The following is a 15,569-nucleotide window of genomic DNA, read 5'->3' as shown; positions in this document are numbered from 1 at the left end:
CCGATGGCGGAGCTGTTCGCACCGGGGCGCAGGCACGCGGAGGACGAGCGGCAGCGGCTGGCCCTGACCCGGGAGGACCAGGGGGACGCGGATCCGGGGCGGGGGCCGATAGACCTGCGGTCGGGACGGGTGACGATACGGGTCCCCCGCGCGGAGGAGGGCTCCGGCTCCGGGTCGGGCTCCGGCCCCGGGCCCGGGTCGGGCTCCGGCTCCGGGTCAGAGGGGGACGTCGAGCAGGTGCAGGCGGTGGGCCAGGGCGGCGGCCTCGCCGCGGCCGGCGACCCCGAGCTTGGCGAGGATGTGGGAGACGTGGACGCTGGCCGTCTTCGGTGAGATGAACAGCTCCTCGGCGATCTGGCGGTTGGTGCGGCCGGCCGTGACCAGGCGCAGCACGTCCTGTTCGCGGCGGGTCAGGCCGAAGGCGTCGTCCCCGGGCTCCGCCGGTGCCGGGGGCCGCTCCTCGGGGGCGAGGGAGAGCCGGGCGCGGGCGGCGAGGAGCTCCACGTCCTCGCGGAGCGGGCGGGCGCCGAGGAGTTCGGCGGTGGCGCGGGCCTCGCGCAGCAGGGCCGCGGCCTCCTCGCGCCGGCCGCCCTCGACGAGCAGGACGTCGGCGAGGCGGTAGCGGGCGCGGGCCAGCTGGGCGGGGCGGTCCAGCGGCTCGTAGGCGGCGACGACCTCGGCCCAGCGGGCGGCGGTCTCGCGCCCCTCGGCGCGGGCCAGCTCCTCGGAGACGTGCCGGGAGTGCGCCGCCCAGACGGGGACCGGGGCGGCCAGGGCGCGCAGGCAGCGGCGGATCAGGGCGAGGGCCTCGGCGCGCCCCTCGTCGGCGGCGGGCAGCCCCCGGCTGTCGGCCTCTGCGGTGACGGCGGTGAGCACGAGCGGCCAGCCGTAGCGGTGGGTGCCGGGCGGGAAGCCGCCCCGCTCGGCGGCGGCCAGCTCGGCCCGCACGTCGGCGACGCGGCCCTCGGCGGCGGCCGCGGCGACCGCGACCTGGGCCATGGGCAGGGTGTACTGCGGGATCGGGTCGCGGGTGCCGTAGACGGCGCGGGCGTCGGCGAGGTGGCGGACGGCGGCGGCCGGTTCGCCCCGGGCGGCGGCGAGCTGGGCGAGGCGGAGGGACGCGGAGCCCCGGGGCTTGGTGCTGCTCGCCGAGCGCAGCAGCCGCTCGGCGGCCTCCCGGACCTCCTCCCACCGGCCCAGGGAGAAGAGGGACTCGGCCCGGTTGGCCTCGGCCCAGCCGACGCTGTCGACGAGCCCGTACTTACGGGCGAGGAGGATGCCGGCCTCGGCGGTCTCGACGGCCTCGTGGGAGCGGCCGAGGAACTCCAGGGCGGAGGAGATGTTGATGTGGGCGCGCGCCGTCTCGGTGAACTGGCCCAGGACGCGGGTCCGTTCGCGCACCTCGTGCATCTCGGCGAGGCCGGCGTCCACGTCGCTGGCCGCGACCATGATGGTGCCGAGGGTGAGGCGGGCGTTGAGCTCGATCGACTCGGCCTTGACGAGGCGGGCGTACTCGACGGCGCGTTCGGCGGCGGCGAGTGCGTCGGGTCCGGGGTCGCGGAGCATGCCCCAGCCGGCGGCGCCGACGAGGACGACGGCGTGGACGGCGGAGGGCGGCAGGCCCTTGACGAGCTCCTGGGCGCGGGCGATCTCATCCCGGCCGTCGCCCCGGCCGAGGTTGGACTGGAGGCGGGCCTTCTCGGTCCAGAACCAGGCGGCGCGCAGGGGGTCGCGCTCCTCTTCGCCGCCGAGGATCCGCAGCGCCCTCTTGCAGATCGTGAGGGCGCGTTCGCGCTCGCCGCTGAGCCGGGCGGCGACGGCGGCCTCGGCGAGCAGGTCGAGGTGGCGCAGGGGGGTGGTGTCGGGGTCGCAGCCGCAGGGCGGGTAGGCGTCGGCGTAGTCGATGGGGCGCAGCGCGGCCCGGACCTCGGCGGGGGCCTCGTCCCAGAGTTCCATGGCCCGTTCGAGGAGCCGGAGCTGCTCGGCGTGGGCGTGGCGCTTGCGGGTGGCGACGGAGGCGCGCAGGACGGCGGGCAGGGCCTCGGCCGGGTCGTGGGCGTGGTACCAGTACGTGGCGAGCCGGGTGGCGCGCTCGTCGGCCCGCACCAGCGCCGGGTCGGCCTGGAGGGCCTCGGCGTAGCGGCGGTTGAGGCGGGAGCGCTCGCCGGGCAGCAGGTCGTCGCTGACGGCCTCGCGGACGAGGGAGTGCCGGAAGCGGTAGCCGTCGCCGTCGGGCACGGCGAGCAGGATGTTGGCGCCGACGGCGGCCCGCAGCGCCTCGATGAGTTCGTCCTCGGTGAGCCGGGCGACGGCGGCGAGCAGGCCGTACTCGACGGTGGAGCCGCCCTCGGCGGCGATCCTGACGACCCGCTGGGCGTCCTCGGGGAGGGCCTCGACCCGGACCAGGAGGAGGTCGCGCAGGGAGTCGCTGAGCTGTCCGGGGGCGCAGCCGGCCTCGTGGGAGACGACGAGCTCCTCGACGAAGAAGGCGTTGCCGTCGGAGCGTTCGAAGACCTCCTCGACGAGGCCGGGGTCGGGTTCGGCGGCGAGGATGCCGGTGAGCTGGCGGTGCACCTCGGTGCGGGTGAAGCGGGGGAGTTCGATGCGGCGGATGGTGCGGAGCCGGTCGAGCTCGGCGAGGAGGGGGCGCAGCGGGTGGCGGCGGTGGATGTCGTCGGCGCGGTAGCTGGCGACGACCACGATCCGGCCGCGCCGGAGGGTGCGCAGGAGGTAGGTGAGCAGGTGCCGGGTGGAGGTGTCGGCCCAGTGCAGGTCCTCCAGGACGAGCACGATCGTGCGGTCGGCGGCGAGCCGCTCCAGGAGCCGTACGGTCAGCTCGAAGAGGCGGGCGGTGGAGTCCTCGTCGGCGGGGTCGTGGCCGCCGGGGTCGCCCAACTCCGGCAGCAGCCGCGCGAGTTCGCCGTGCTGGCCGTCGGCGGCGGCGGTCAGCTCGTCGGGGAGCCGGCGGCGGAGCGCGCGCAGGGCGGTGGAGAAGGGGGCGAAGGGCAGTCCGTCGGCGCCGAGTTCGACGCAGCCGCCGAGGGCGACGACGGCGCCCCGGTCGCGGGCCGTGCCGGTGAACTCCTCGATGAGCCGGGTCTTCCCGACGCCCGCCTCGCCGCCGATGAGCAGCGCCTGGGGCTCTCCCGCGGTCGCGCGGGAGAGCGCCTCGGTGAGGGCGGTGAGTTCGCCGGCCCGGCCGACGAAGACGGGACTGACGGACCTGGTCTCCACGGAGCCGAGCATCGCACAGGGGCCGCCGGGGGCGCTCGTACGGGGGTCGGGGTCGGTGTGGGGGCGGGGGTCGGGGTCGGCGCGAGGGCCGGTGCGGGAGCCGGGGTCGGCGCGGAGGCCGGGGTCGGGGTCGGCGCGAGGGCCGGTGCGGGAGCCGGGGCCGGTACGGGAGCCGGGGCCGGCGCGGAGGCCGGGGTCGGGGTCGGCGCGAGGGCCGGTGCGGGAGCCGGGGCCGGCGCGGAGGCCGGGGTCGGCGGCCGGGGGAAGGAGGTCCATGCGGACGTCACGCGGCCCGGACGAAGCGGCCGGAGCCGTCGCCGTCCGCCGGGCCCTCCGCGTCCCGGTCCGCGGCCCGGTCCCCGCTCCGGCGGCCGGAGCGGTGCGACTCCCGGGCGGCGGACGCGGCGGCCTCGCGGGACAGGCGCCGGACGGCGGCCTCGCGGACGAGCTGGGCGTGGTTCATGCGGTCGATCTCGTACTCGAACATCGGGTGCTCCCTGGGTGGGTCCGGTATCGGCGCCGCTTCTCGCGACGCCTCCACGGTCGTCTCCCAGGGGGCCCGGCCGCATCGGGCGAGTGCCGCATGTTCGGGGGGCGGGGGGCCTTAGGCGCTCCTCGGGGGTGCCTTAGACCGTGCCCTCCATGGCCGGCTGTCCGTGTGCCGGTCATCGGGGGCGGAGGGTGGAGACGGACCGTTCCGGACGCGCCGGGGGAGACGGCGGGACCGTTTCCGCCTCCTGCTCGCGTGCGACCGCAGGACGGTGGGGTCGCGAACGTCGACGACGAGGCCGGCCGCACCAGAAGGTGCTCCAGCTCCCGGACGGCCACGGTCCGGACGGGGTGAGGCCCGGTGGACGGGGGTCAGAGCTTGAGGACCGCTCCGCGCCAGGTCCATCCCGCGCCGAGGACCGCGGCCCGCAGCGGGTCCTTCATGTCCGAGGTGTCGAAGCGGTAGAACTCCGTCGCCCGGAGGTCGCCCTCGGCCTCCCGCTCGACCGACCGGCGCCACGACACCGTCTTCACCTGCCCTCGTGACGCTTCGGCCGACACGGCCAGTGTGGGCGTACCACCGACCCACGAGACCTCGAACTGGCGATCGATGGTGCGGACTTCACGAGACGCCGGGACCAGACGCATCCTGAACTGGGTGACCCGGCTCACCTGGGTGCGGACGAAGAACGTGTGCCAGGCGGGATCCGAGATCCGCCATTCCGCCACGAGGTCGGCCCCTTCAGCGGCGCCACCGCGCACGACGAACGGCACGTCCGGCCCGTTGAGCGCGAGCAGCGCCGCCCGGACCTCCTCCGCGGAACGCGGGGGAGTGCCACGATCGGGACGCTCGGTGCCGGTCAGTCTGTCGAAGATGCCCATCCGCTCAACCTACGAAGCTCCGGCCCCGACCACAACATCTCCCTGCGGCGGGACCGGATCCGTCCAGCCCGTCACCTTGCGTGATCAGGCGTTGTCAGGACCGCCGGAGGGCACCTGCCCGGTGTCCGGGCGGACTGTCCGGAGGAAGTCCTGGAAGTCTTCCAGGACATGGTCGTGCTGTGTCGCGGTGGCAGTCAGGATCAGCCGGATCACGGCGCGTCGCTTGGGGTCCGTGCTGTCCAGCATGGCCAGGTAGACCTGCGACTGGACGAGGTTTCGGCGTACGCCTTGCACGACAGCCGTAAGCGCCAGCCGCTGTGTGAGGCCGGGAGCCTGCGCGGATCCGACGTCGCGACGCTGGACCACCGCCACGGACTCGGCGCCGTCACGCAGACGTTCCACCGCGTCGTCGGCGACGCCTTCCAGCGTCTCGGCCTCCGACAGGAAGTCACCGTCGATGGTGATGTTCGCCGTGAATCCGGCGTCCGCCCGCGGATGCAGAGCGACGAAGGCCACGGCCGGGGCGTCGACCTCGTCCGGCGGTGCCGGGGTCCAGCCCTCCGGCAGGCGGAACTCGATCGGGAGGGGCAGGGTCGTGGCCATTCAGGTCCTTCCTTCCACTGAGACGCACATCAGTCGAACCAACTGGTGACTTCGTCCTTGACGGAGCCGGCGGCGTCGCCGACCGCACCGGCCGCATCCCCGACGGCGTTGGCGGCGTCGCTCGCGGCGGCCGAAACCTTGGCCGGATCGACCGTGAACTCCCCGCCCAGCTTCCCGCCCAGGCCGACGGCGACGCCGAGTTCGCCACCGATGTGGAACTTGCCGTCCTCGCCCTTGCCGAAGGTCACCTTCGCCTCGGCGCCCGCACCGGCCCATCCCTCGGCCGTCCCGCCGGCGCCGATCCCGGCGAGCTCCCCACCCGCCGCGTACGAGGCCTTCGCCCCGGCGAAGGCCTTGGCACCCGCGTTGACGCCGCTCAGGCTCGCCCCCGCGCTGACTCCGGCCTCGGCTCCGGCGAACCCCTCGCCGCGCATGTAGGAGCCCATGTGCCCGTACTCCGCCCGGCCCTCGGCCAATGCCCGCCCGCCCACGGACGCCTCGGCCTTGCCGGTGAGACCGCTGTCGGTGAACCCGACGTTGGCGGTGGCCCGGGCCCCCGCGTAGGCGTCGGCGATGCCGGAAAGCTTCGTGGACCCGTTGGTCAGGGATCCTTCGGCGGTGGCATGGCCGAGGTCGGCATAGGCCTTGGCCGAGGCCTCCTTGCCGTACTGGGGGCCGTAGGCGGAAACGCCTGCCGCAGGACCGGTCGCCGAGGCCTTGCCCTCGGACTGCCACCCGTCGGTCTTCGTGGTGGCGTCCTCGTCGGCTGCCCTCGGCATCGGAACCTTCGCCAGGTCTCCCTCGGCGTCGGCGTTGAAACCGTTGAGGGTCTGGTCGGCACCCTTGCCGAAGTTGTCCTTGTTGCTGTCGACCACAGCGGCCTCAAGAGCGATCTTGACGTGCTCGTCCGCCTGGGTGATGGCCTTCACCCGTTCGTCGATGTACTGCTGCCACTTGGCGACCGCGGTGCGGATCGAGGTCTCGCCGTCGGGGTCGTGCTGGTAGGCGCTGCGCTCGGCGGGGGTGAGCTTGGCGTAGTCGAAGGCCACACGCCCCTGCTCCGAAACGGTCATGCCGGCGGCTATCGCCTCGGCCCGGGCGCTCTCGACGCGCTTCTTCAGATCCGTGAACTGCGCATGGGCGTCCCGCAACAGGCCGGCGATCGCCTTGGCCTGGATCTGCGCGGCCGAGTACTCGTAACGAGTCGCCGTGAAACCCGTCTGCGCGGTGCCGGCACTGACGCCGACCCAGTTCTGACCGCCGGTCGACGTCTTCTGCACGGTTTCCCCGTAGCGGGTCCCGACCTTGTGCAACTCGCCCGCCATGGCGTCCCACTTGGCGGCCGCCGTCGTCAGTAGGCCCAGGTCCGTGGTCATGACTTCGTGGTACGTAGGCACGGCGGTCCCCCTACAGGCCGTTCAGCTTCGACTGCGACAGGAACTGGTTGCCGAGGCCGGTGTCGTTGCGAACGAAGAGGCCCGAGGCGCCGCGCAGCGCGCTCTTCTCGCCGGCGAGGCGGCCCAACAGAGTCTTCACCTGCTGGTCCCAGGTGTCCGCCACCTTCTTCAGACCGGCGGCCGTGTCCCAGCCCTCGAAGCCCTTCTGGGCCGACCCTGTGGCGTCGTCCGCGTGCTCCGAAGCCTTCTTGGTATTCGGCTCCAGCTCCGTCTCGATCGTGCCGGCCGCTGCCTTCTTCTCCGCGGGCGTCGAGGCGAAGTCCTGGGACCCGCCCGGAGAGAACAGTCCCGCCGAGGGCGGAGTGAAGCCCGGGGCGTACGGCCCAGGCGGTCCACTGTTCAGCCGCAGGCCCGCGTCCTGCTCCACGCTGCTCGCACTTTCGAGAACCGGTTCCCTTTCGGAACTCCCTGACATGCCGCGCCTCCCCGTTGACAGGCACCGATCATAGGATCATCGCTCGTTCCGGAGGTGAACGGGGGTCCTGCCGCGCCGAACCGGTGACGGGCCGGGAGGACTCCGCCGAGCAGCGCGGACCCGGCGCGCTCCGAAAGAAACGACCTGACGAGCTCGTACGCGGCAGGCGGCGACGCGCGGCGGCAGAGCCCGCCACGCGCGTCCACCGACGAGCACGTGGACCATCGCGGCGAACACCGCCCCGTCATCGATGTTCGTGACCCCACCGCCCCACCGCCCTGCGGCCGGGCGGACTCAGGAGCCGGCGGTCGGGAGGGACAGGAACAGGTCGAAGTAGGTGCCGACCGACAGGAGCAGGCCGAGACCGGCCAGGACGGCGCCCGCGACGGCGACGGCGCGGACCCGGGCGGGGCGCCGGGGGAGGACGAGCACGGCGACGGCGACGATCAGGGCGATCAGGGCGAAGACGCCGTTCACCAGCGCGGTGCTGTGCCAGGCGTCGCCGTAGATCTCGCTGATCTGCTGGGCGGGGGTGCCGGAGCCGGAGGTCTTGATCTGGCCGACGAGCGTCTCGCGCTCGGAGACGACCCGGCCGGCCCAGGTGCCGGTGAGCGCGACGGCGCCGAGGGCGGCGGAGACCACGGCGGCGGCGCCGGAGCCGACGCCGGTGCCCTTGCCAACGGGGGCCTCCTCGTCGAGGTCCTCGGCCGGTTCGTCGAGGCCCTCGGCCGTGCCCGTCGCCGTCTCCACCGCTCCGTCGACCTGCTCGGCCTTCTCGGTCGTCCCGACCTTTTCGATCGTCTCGGCCTTTTCGATCGTCTCGGCCTTCTCAGCGGGCTCGGCCGTCTCGGCGGTCTCGGTCGCCCCGGTCTTCTCGGTCGTCTTGATGTCCATGCGGCGCACGCTAGGGGTCCCGCATGAGAGCGGTCTTAACGCGCCCGCCCCGGGCTACTCCCCCGCCCGCTCCTCCTTCTCCCTCTCCTTCTTCGCCGCGCGCCACTCCGGGGCCAGGACCGACCAGAGCTCCGTGCTCGTGCGCGAGCCCCGGTGCGGGTAGTTCTCGCGCAGGACGCCCTCCTTCGTCATCCCGAGGCGGCGGGCGACGGCGACGCTGGCCTCGTTCTCCGTGGAGGCGTACCACTCGACGCGGTGGATGCCGCGCTCCTCGACCGCCCAGTCGATGATGATCCGGCAGGCCCGGGTGACCAGGCCCTTCCCGGCGGCGGACGGCTCCAGCCAGCAGCCCGCCTCGGCGGTGCCGTGCGCCACGTCCATGGTCCGGAGCATGACGCCGCCGACGAGGGTGCCCCCGGTCCAGATGCCGAGGATCCGGCCGGTGTCGTTCGCGGCCTTCTCGGCGTACGAGCGGAGGAAGGAGCGGGCGGAGTCCGGGTCCGTGACGATGTCCGGGAGGCCGATGTGCCGTCCGACGTACTCCCGGCCCCGGTCCATGTGGGCCAGGAACTCCTCGGCCCGCCAGGGTTCCAGGGGCCGCAGCTCGGCGCCGTCGTCACCCAGCGATATCGCGAACATCCTCGTTCTCCTCCGTGGTCGGGACCGTCGGACCCTGTGCGGGGATCTTCGCACGCGCGTCGGCGGTGGCCCGGCACTCCGGGGGTTCGATGCTGATCCGGGGCAGCAGGCGGTCAAGACCCTTCGGCAGCCACCAGTTCGCGCCGCCGAGCAGGTGCATGAGGGCGGGGACCAGGAGGGTGCGCAGGACGAAGGCGTCGAGGGCGACGGCGGCGGCGAGCGCGATGCCGAACATCGCGACGACCCGGTCGCCGGAGAGCACGAACGCCAGGAAGACGGAGATCATGATGACGGCGGCGGAGTTGATCACCCGGCTGGTCTCGGCGAGGCCGACCCGGACCGCCCGCCGGTTGTCGCCGGTCTCCAGCCACTCCTCGTACATCCGGCTGACCAGGAAGACCTGGTAGTCCATGGAGAGTCCGAAGAGGACGGAGACCATGATCACGGGGAGGAAGGGCTCGATCGGACCGGCGCTGCCGAGGCCGAGGAGTTCGCTCCCCCAGCCCCACTGGAAGACCGTCACGACGACGCCGAAGGCCCCGGCGACGGCCATGACGTTCATGGCGGCGGCCTTGAGCGGGATGCCGATCGAGCGGAAGGCGAGCAGGAGCAGCAGGCAGCCGAGGGCGATGACGACGCCGACGAAGAGCGGCAGCTTGCCGACGATGATCTCGGCGAAGTCGTCGTACGAGGCGGTGACGCCGCCCACGTTCACGTCGAGGGAGGTGCCCGCCTCCGCCCTCGGCAGGACGTCCTGGCGCAGCCGGTCGACCAGCTCGCTGGTGGCCTTCGACTGCGGCGAGGAGTCGGGGACGACGGTGAGGACGGCGGTGTCGCCGGAGCTGTTGTACGTGACCGGGGAGACGCCCGCGACGCCCTTGGTGGCGGAGAGCGCGGCCGGCAGCTGGTCCAGGGCGACCCGGTCGTCGGCGCCGTCGAGTCCGGCGACGAGGGTGAGGGGTCCGTTGACGCCGGGCCCGAAGCCCTCGGCGAGCAGGTCGTAGGCCTTGCGCGTGGTCGCGGTGGCCGGGCCGTTGCCCTGGTCGGAGGTGCCGAGGTGGAGCGAGAGGGTGGGCAGCGCCAGGACCGCCATGACGACGGCGGCGACGGCCCCGAGGAGCTTGGGACGGCGCTCGACGAAGGCGGACCAGCGGGCGGCGAAGCCGGTGGGCAGCTCGGGCTGCGGCCCGTGCTCGGCGAGGGTGCGGCGCTCGCGCCGGGACAGGGCGCGCATGCCGATCAGGGAGAGCAGCGCGGGGAGGAGGGTGACGGAGGCGGCGACCGTGAGGACGACGGTGAGGGAGGCGGCGACGGCGACGCCGTTGAGGAAGCTCAGCCGCAGGATCAGCATGCCGAGCAGGGCGATGCAGACGGTGGCCCCGGCGAAGACGACGGCGCGGCCGGTGGTGGCGACGGCGGTCTCGGCTGCCTCGGCGACGGACAGGCCGCGTTTGAGGCCCCGGCGGTGCCGGGTGACGATGAAGAGCGCGTAGTCGATGCCGACGCCGAGGCCCACGAGCATGCCGAGCATGGGGGCGAAGTCGGCGACGGTCATGAGGTGGCCGAGCAGCACGATCCCGGAGTACGCGATGCCGACGCTGACGAGCGCGGTGGCGATGGGGAGCGCGGAGGCGGCGAGCGAGCCGAAGGCGAGGAAGAGGACGACGGCTGCGACGGCGACGCCGACGACCTCGGCGACGTGCCCGCCGGGGGCCTCGGTGAGGGCGACGGCGGTGCCGCCCAGCTCCACCTGGAGGTCGTCGGTCGCGGCGGCCTTGGCGGCGCCGACGAGGGCCTTCGCCTGCCCCTCGGGGATGTCGTCGGCCTGCGCGGCGAAGGTGACGGTGGCGTAGGCGGTGCGTCCGTCCTCGCTGATCCGTCCCGTCGCGTCCCCGTAGGGGGAGGTCACGGCGGCGACGCCGGGCAGGTCGGTGACCTCGCGGAGGACGCCGGTCATGCGTTCCCGGACGGCGTCGGCGCGGACGCTGCCCCGTTCGGTGTGCCAGACGATGGTGTCCTCGTCGCCGCCGAGGCCGTGGAAGCCGCGTTCGAGGAGGGCGGTGGCGCGGCCGGACTCGGTGCCGGGGACCTCGTAGTCGTTGGAGTACGCGTTCCCCGCGAGGATCGCCCCGGTGCCGGCCCCGCCGAGGGCGAGGAACCAGAGGAGGACGGCGACGAGGCGGTGCTTGATGCACCACCGGGCGATGGCTGCCAACGGACGTGCTCCCTGGGTGGTTCGTGGCTCTTTCCGGGGAACGGCCCGATAAAGAACGCATGACCTACGTGCGCCCACTCTCGCAGCCAAACGTGATCGTTTGCCCCTTTCGTGTCGATGGTCACACACGTGTGGTTCACCGGGGCGCGAGGACGTCTCCGCCCGCGCCCCGGCTCGTCCTCCGCGCTCGTCCTCCGCGCTCAGCCGGAGACGCTGGCGCGGCCGTTCTCGACGTGGCCCATGAGCCGGCGGCGGAAGCCCCCGGGGGCGGTCACCTCGACGTCGTACCAGCCGTGCGCGTCGGCGGCGGAGTGGACGACGGTACGGGTCTTCCCGGGCCTCACGGTGACGGTGCGGGTCCAGTCCGCGAGGTCGTCCTCGTCCACGTACCCCAGCGGCCGGACGGTGAAGGAGACGGGGGCGCGGCCGGTGTTCCGTACGGTGAGGTGCAGGTCGCGGTCGTGGTGGTCGATCCGGGTGGCCAGCTCGGCGCCGCCCGTCGCGGGGCCCTCGAACTCGCGCCGGAAGCCGTTGGGGCCGGTGATCGTGAAGCGGTAGCGGTCGCCGGGGACGGGGACGGTCCACTCTTCCGCACCCCTGACGTCCCGGTGCTGCGGGACGTCGAACTCGCCCGCGTACGGGTAGAGGGCGAAGTGCGCGCTCGCCCTCCCCCGGTTGCTCAGCGCGACCGTGACGGCGCCGGCGCGGACGGTGGCGGCGGCGTCCGGCTGGTAGGGCAGGGGGCGGGCGGGGCGGACGCCGGGCTCCTGGACGGGCATCCGCTGCACGGCCGGGGGCTGGGGCCGCCAGCGGCCGGTGAACGGCGGGACCGGCCCCGGCCGCTCGACCTCGGGCTGCCTGCGGCCCCGGTGGAAGTCGAAGGCGGAGGTGAGGTCGCCGGTGACGGTCCGGCGCCAGGGGGTGATGTTGGGCTCGCGGACGCCGGTGAGCTTTTCCAGGAAGCGGATCACGGAGGTGTGGTCGAAGGTCTCGGAGCATACGTAGCCGCCGACCGACCAGGGCGAGACGACCAGCAGCGGGACGCGGATGCCGAGGCCGGTGGGCTGCCCCTTCCAGCGCTCGTCCGTGTCGTCGGCGGGCGGGACGGGCGGCGGGACGTGGTCGAAGAAGCCGTCGTTCTCGTCGTAGTTGATCAGGACGACGGTGTGGCGCCAGACGTCCGGGTGGGAGCCGAGGGCGTCGAGCACCTTGTAGACGAGGGTGGCGGAGGCGATCGGGGAGGAGGAGCCGGGGTGCTCGGAGTCGATCGCGGAGGGCACGAGGTACGAGACCTCGGGCAGGGTGCCGGCGGCGACGTCGGCGCGGAAGGCGTCGGCGAGGGTGCCGCTCTCGACGCGGCGGAGGCCGCGCTCGAAGAGGGAGCGCTCGGCCTTCGTGAGCTCCGCGACGCCCTCGTCGAGCAGGCCCAGGAGCCGGGTCCGTTCGGCGGGGTCCTTCGTGCCGCGCACGGCGGCGTAGAAGGACTCCATGAAGGTGTGGCCGCCGGTGCGGGCGAGCGCCTTGCGGGCGATCTTCTTGAAGGTGGTGAAGAACTCGATGTTGTTGTCGGTGAAGTTCTCCCACTCGGTGTACGTCTTCCAGCTCCGCCCGGCGGCTTCGAGCCGCTCGGCGTAGGTGGACCAGCCGTAGCCGGGGTGGGTGCCCTCGGCGTAGGCGGCGTTGCTGACGGCCCGGCTGCCGTCGGCCTCGTAGCCGGTCCAGCCGGACCAGAGGTGGTTGCGGTTGGGGCTCGTCGAGGTGTGGATCGACGAGTGGTAGGCGTCGCAGACGGTGAAGGTGTCCGCCAGCTCGTAGTGCAGGGGGATGTCACGGCGGTCGTAGTACGCCATGGTGGCGGCGGTCTTGGCCGAAACCCAGCCGTCCATCCAGCCGCCGCGCCAGGCCTTGGCGCCGCCGCCCCAGGAATGGTCGAGGTCGCCGATGTACTGGAGGTCCTTCTTCTGCGTCTCGGCGGCGTCCCGGATCGGGAAGGGGAGGACCGCCTTGTCGGCTCCGGCGGGCTGCTCGAAGACCGGCCTGCCGGAGGGAAGCTCAATGGCATTGCGGTCGCCGAATCCGCGGACCCCGCGGAGGGTGCCGAAGTAGTGGTCGAAGGAACGGTTCTCCTGCATCAGGATCACCACGTGCCGGACCGCCGACAATCCCCCGGAGTGGGACTCCGCGGCCATCGCGGCCTGCAGGGACGGCGGCAGCAGCGATCCGGCCGCGGCGGTGCCGAGGGCGCCGCCGCCCAGTGCGAGGAGCCTTCTGCGGGACATCTCGGACGACAAGACCGACCTCCAGTCGACGGCCAATGGTTCTCCTTCGAGCCATTGGGTGGTTCGTCGGGGACGGTAGTGAGACGGGGTGACGGCGAGAAGACCCGGCGGGGGCGCGGTGGTGAACGTCCAAGGGGACGCGAAGGGAATCCAATCGATTTCCGGCCATCTCCCCGTGCTTCACCGAGGTCGCGGGGGAACCGAGGAGGCCCGGCCGGACGGGCGCGCGGGCCCGATCGGACAGGCGGGTGGACCCGGTCGGACGCGTGAACGAATCCGGCCGGACGGGCGGCGGGACGGGAGGATTCCGCGCACACGCAGCCGCGTTGACCCCGGGCCCGCCGGAGCGGCAAGCTGAGCGTCTGTCAATCACTGTGCCCTGGGGGAAACTTGAGCAAGACGGCACACCACATCGGCCCCGACTCCGCTCCCGACCGGTACCGCCTCCTGCGGTCCATCGGACGCGGCGGCGAGGCCGTGCTCTACCTCGCGGAGATCGAGCTGGCCGGCGGCACGGAGCCGGTCGTCGTCAAGGTCCTCGACTCGAAGACGACGATCACGCCCGAGATCTTCGAGCGGATCAGCCAGAAGTGGAACGAGCAGGCCGAACTGCTCCGCTTCGTGCACCGACCCGGCGTCGTCGGCGTGCGGGAGCACTTCCAGGGCCCGCCGATCCACCGGCCCGGCGACTCCGGGACGATCACCGGCCGCGCCCTGGTGCTCGTCATGAACCACGTCGACGGCCTCGACCTGCGCGACTGGCGGGCCGAGCGCACCCTCACCTCCCCCGCCGAGCGGCGCGAGGTGATGCGGACCCTGGAGCAGCTCGCGGACGTCCTCGACTGGCTGCACTCCGGGAAGGCCACCCCGTCCGGACGCACGGTCGTCCACGGCGACCTCTCGCCCGGCAACGTCATGGTGGACGAGCACGGGCAGGCGACCCTCGTCGACTTCGGCCTCAGCAAGCTGACCGCCGACCACCAGACCGCCGAGGTGTGGTTCACCCCCGGCTACGCGGCCCCCGAGGTCTTCGAGGGCAAGCGCACCCCGGCCACCGACCGGTACGCCTTCGGTGCCCTCGCGTACTTCCTGCTCAGCGGGCAGTCCCCGCCCACCGCGCCCGAGCAGCTGGTCTCCGCGTTCCGCGCGCTGCCGCAGATCGCCGGGCTGCCGGAGGAGCAGCGCGACCGGGTCCTGAGCATCGCCTCGGCCGAGGCCGGGCGGCGCCCGATCTCCCTGTCGTCCTGGGTGAAGGACGTACGGCACGGGGTGGTGTCCACCACGACGACCTCGCGCCCGGCGACGGTCGCGGACGCGGTCCCGGCGGTCGCGGACGCGGTTCCGCCGGCTCCCACCGCCCCGCCGGTCCCGACGACCGCGCCGCCCACCGCGCCGCCGCGGCCCGCGAGCCCGCCGCCGGGCGCGGCCGCCACGGCGGCGCCGGAGGACCGGCCGTCCGCGGCGCCCGTCGTGTCGCCGCCCCCGGTCGTGACCCCGCAGCCGGTGGTCGCCCCGCCCGTCGCCGCCCCCGCGTCCCCCGTCGCCCCGCAGCACGCCGCGTACCGGTCGTCCGCCGAACCGCCCGCCGTCGCCACGCCCGTCGCCGACGGTCCCGGCTTCGGCGGCCCCGGCTTCGGCGGCCCCGGTTCCGGCCCCGGCTTCGGAGCACCCGGCTTCGGTCCGCCGACGCCTTCCCCGGCGTCGGGCCCGGCCACCGCCCCCACCCCGGCCCCCGAGCCGCGCCGCCGTCGCCGCAGGGGCCCGCTGATCGGCGCCGTGGCCGGTGTCGTCGTGATCGCCGCCCTCGCGGTGGCCGGCGTCCGGTTCCTCGGCGACAAGGAGGACGACGGCAAGAACGCCGCCGCCGGCCCGGTCTCCACCTCCCCGGTCGCCACCACGGAACCCGCCCCGGACCCCGCCACCGAGAGCCCGTCGGAGGAGCCCACGAGCGAGGCGCCGACCGAGGAGTCCGCCTCGCCCTCGGAGTCGGCGAGCCCGACGGACGACCCCGGCTCGGTGCCGGACCTCCCCGTGGCCGATCTGACCACGCTCGCCTCCGTCAGCGATCCCGACGACTTCACCGTCGGCGCCGCCAAGATCAACACCAAGGAGTACGGCGCGGCCCTGATCGGCGACTGCTACAGCGGCGCCTACGTGGAGTACGACCTCAACCGGGAGTGGAAGAACTTCGAGTTCACCGCCGGGATCGACGACGGCTCGAAGATCGAGTCCGCCCGGGTCGTCGTCTCCGTCGACAACCAGCCCGCCCTCTTCAACGAGACGGTGGAGCTGGGCAAGCCGATCACGGAGAGCCTGAAGATCGACGGGGCCCTGCGGCTGCGCCTGAAGGTCGAGGCCACCTGCACCGACACCGGCAACGCCGTCATCGCCGCCCCGCTCCTCAAGCGGTAACCGGGACGCACGACAGCGGCCCCGCACCGGAGTTCCGGTGCGGGGCCGCT

The 15,569-nt window shown here is 73.7% G+C and carries 12 protein-coding genes; 2 read left to right on the top strand and 10 right to left on the bottom strand.

Features of this window, described 5'->3' with window-relative positions:
• Positions 1–3 precede the first annotated feature (3 nt).
• Complete coding sequence (locus ACIP5O_RS07620) at positions 4–333, top strand: DUF6191 domain-containing protein (RefSeq protein WP_401290179.1); 330 nt, start codon at positions 4–6, stop codon at positions 331–333.
• Here the strand turns inward: ACIP5O_RS07620 and ACIP5O_RS07615 are convergent.
• The 10 genes from ACIP5O_RS07615 to ACIP5O_RS07570 all read right to left on the bottom strand — a co-directional run bounded on the left by ACIP5O_RS07615 (position 217) and on the right by ACIP5O_RS07570 (position 13,107).
• A complete protein-coding gene (locus ACIP5O_RS07615) occupies positions 217–3,246 on the bottom strand; it encodes an AAA family ATPase (RefSeq protein ID WP_401290177.1) in 3,030 nt (1,009 codons plus the stop codon). The genes ACIP5O_RS07620 and ACIP5O_RS07615 overlap by 117 nt on opposite strands.
• Before the next feature lie 271 nt (positions 3,247–3,517).
• The gene (locus ACIP5O_RS07610) at positions 3,518–3,721 is read right to left on the bottom strand and encodes a hypothetical protein (protein WP_401289774.1); all 204 of its coding nucleotides are present in this window, start codon (positions 3,719–3,721) and stop codon (positions 3,518–3,520) included.
• A gap of 374 nt (positions 3,722–4,095) precedes the next feature.
• Entirely contained in the window at positions 4,096–4,605 is a 510-nt protein-coding gene (locus ACIP5O_RS07605; RefSeq protein WP_401289772.1) for a hypothetical protein, read from the bottom strand.
• 84 nt (positions 4,606–4,689) lie between these two features.
• Positions 4,690–5,208: a hypothetical protein gene (locus ACIP5O_RS07600; protein ID WP_401289769.1), complete on the bottom strand. Its 519-nt coding sequence runs from the start codon at positions 5,206–5,208 to the stop codon at positions 4,690–4,692.
• Between the two features lie 29 nt (positions 5,209–5,237).
• Positions 5,238–6,584, bottom strand: a complete 1,347-nt coding sequence (locus tag ACIP5O_RS07595) for a hypothetical protein (protein ID WP_401289766.1) — start codon at positions 6,582–6,584, stop codon at positions 5,238–5,240.
• A 31-nt stretch (positions 6,585–6,615) separates the two neighbouring features.
• Entirely contained in the window at positions 6,616–7,032 is a 417-nt protein-coding gene (locus ACIP5O_RS07590) for a hypothetical protein (RefSeq protein ID WP_401289764.1), read from the bottom strand.
• A gap of 342 nt (positions 7,033–7,374) precedes the next feature.
• On the bottom strand, positions 7,375–7,974 hold the full coding sequence (locus tag ACIP5O_RS07585) for a hypothetical protein (protein ID WP_401289761.1): 600 nt from the start codon (positions 7,972–7,974) through the stop codon (positions 7,375–7,377).
• A gap of 54 nt (positions 7,975–8,028) precedes the next feature.
• Positions 8,029–8,613: a GNAT family N-acetyltransferase gene (locus tag ACIP5O_RS07580; protein WP_401289758.1), complete on the bottom strand. Its 585-nt coding sequence runs from the start codon at positions 8,611–8,613 to the stop codon at positions 8,029–8,031.
• The gene (locus tag ACIP5O_RS07575; protein ID WP_401289756.1) at positions 8,591–10,828 is read right to left on the bottom strand and encodes an MMPL family transporter; all 2,238 of its coding nucleotides are present in this window, start codon (positions 10,826–10,828) and stop codon (positions 8,591–8,593) included. The genes ACIP5O_RS07580 and ACIP5O_RS07575 overlap by 23 nt, the downstream gene beginning before the upstream one ends.
• 200 nt (positions 10,829–11,028) lie before the next feature.
• Complete coding sequence (locus ACIP5O_RS07570) at positions 11,029–13,107, bottom strand: phosphocholine-specific phospholipase C (RefSeq protein WP_401289753.1); 2,079 nt, start codon at positions 13,105–13,107, stop codon at positions 11,029–11,031.
• 390 nt (positions 13,108–13,497) lie between these two features.
• Between ACIP5O_RS07570 and ACIP5O_RS07565 the strand changes: the two genes are divergently transcribed.
• Positions 13,498–15,519, top strand: coding sequence for a protein kinase (locus ACIP5O_RS07565; protein ID WP_401289750.1), 2,022 nt, complete (start codon positions 13,498–13,500; stop codon positions 15,517–15,519).
• The last annotated feature ends 50 nt before the right edge of the window (positions 15,520–15,569 follow it).

The organism is Streptomyces sp. NPDC088915, from assembly GCF_044749825.1.
Taxonomy (GTDB): Bacteria; Actinomycetota; Actinomycetes; order Streptomycetales; family Streptomycetaceae; genus Streptomyces.
Note: the sequence above shows the minus strand (reverse complement) of the source record. Positions and strands in the feature narration are given on the sequence as shown.

Bases quoted from the DNA above. Each gene is read 5' to 3' on its own strand.
- ACIP5O_RS07615 (WP_401290177.1), bottom strand. From the start codon at position 3,246: ATGCTCGGCTCCGTGGAGACCAGGTCCGTCAGTCCCGTCTTCGTCGGC.
- ACIP5O_RS07610 (WP_401289774.1), bottom strand. From the start codon at position 3,721: ATGTTCGAGTACGAGATCGACCGCATGAACCACGCCCAGCTCGTCCGC.
- ACIP5O_RS07600 (WP_401289769.1), bottom strand. From the start codon at position 5,208: ATGGCCACGACCCTGCCCCTCCCGATCGAGTTCCGCCTGCCGGAGGGC.
- ACIP5O_RS07580 (WP_401289758.1), bottom strand. From the start codon at position 8,613: ATGTTCGCGATATCGCTGGGTGACGACGGCGCCGAGCTGCGGCCCCTG.
- ACIP5O_RS07595 (WP_401289766.1), bottom strand. From the start codon at position 6,584: ATGACCACGGACCTGGGCCTACTGACGACGGCGGCCGCCAAGTGGGAC.
- ACIP5O_RS07570 (WP_401289753.1), bottom strand. From the start codon at position 13,107: ATGTCCCGCAGAAGGCTCCTCGCACTGGGCGGCGGCGCCCTCGGCACC.
- ACIP5O_RS07605 (WP_401289772.1), bottom strand. From the start codon at position 4,605: ATGGGCATCTTCGACAGACTGACCGGCACCGAGCGTCCCGATCGTGGC.
- ACIP5O_RS07620 (WP_401290179.1), top strand. From the start codon at position 4: ATGGCGGAGCTGTTCGCACCGGGGCGCAGGCACGCGGAGGACGAGCGG.
- ACIP5O_RS07585 (WP_401289761.1), bottom strand. From the start codon at position 7,974: ATGGACATCAAGACGACCGAGAAGACCGGGGCGACCGAGACCGCCGAG.